This is a genomic window from Cobetia sp. QF-1 (assembly GCF_002213105.1).
GTDB classification, from domain to species: domain Bacteria; phylum Pseudomonadota; class Gammaproteobacteria; order Pseudomonadales; family Halomonadaceae; genus Cobetia; species Cobetia crustatorum.
In genome coordinates this window covers 1-775 of the sequence record NZ_NBVS01000028.1, presented here as the reverse complement: position 1 = coordinate 775, position 775 = coordinate 1, and the positions used below count along the sequence as shown (strand labels likewise).

The window sequence follows — 775 nt, the reverse complement described above, 5'->3', positions numbered from 1 at the left end:
TGGATTTTGCAGGCATCTTCACGAAGCGCCACATCCAAAGACCAGTGGAGCTTGGCCTCAATATGCCAGTGCTGCCGAGCTGCTTCGGCGAGCTTCTTGGCGGTCAACTCGGCTGAACTAATGTAGTAGCGGATCATCGGCTCTTCAGGAGCCTCATCGCCCTCTTGGCGAAAACTCATCACCACCCCTACCGTTTTCAAGCCCGGCCATTCGTAGCTAAGCTCTTGAAACTCTTCAGTAATCTCACTCACAATGTGATAACGCGTCTCTTGCCGGCCGCGGTTCTTTTCATCCGTGATATACGAGTCTCCCGAAAAGCTCGCCACCTTGGTTATTGGGAATGCCGTCTCGAAGGCGGCAGCCAAAGCTGGCTGATTCCCCTTTACCGATAGCAGGTAATCGGCACCCTTCTGCAGGACCTGAGTGGCGATCTTTTTCTGGCAGCCCATGGCATCAATTGTCACCAAGCAGCCTTGCAGATTGAGTAGCTTTAGCAGCTCGGGAATCGCCGTAATCTCATTCGACTTCTGCGCCGTCTTCACCTGCCCTAGCACGACACCATTAGCCGCGCTGAAGGCACTGACCATGTGGATCGCACCCTTGTTCTTGCCACGGCAATACGAGCCACGCAATGTCTTGCCATCAATGGCTACCACTGCGCCCTCAGTCACGTCATGGCAACTTTTCATCCACTCAGCGAATGCAGTTTGCAGCTGCTCAGCATTCACCAGGGCCATCACCCTGGCCAAGGTATCGTGACTCGGCACGCCAGCCT

At 54.7% G+C, this 775-nt stretch carries 1 protein-coding gene; it reads right to left on the bottom strand.

Annotated elements, in window-relative coordinates; all coding sequences use genetic code 11:
* On the bottom strand, positions 1-737 hold a 737-nt coding region (locus tag CFN46_RS17365; RefSeq protein WP_254918535.1), incomplete at its 3' end, for an ISAs1 family transposase.
* Between the last annotated feature and the right edge of the window lie 38 nt (positions 738-775).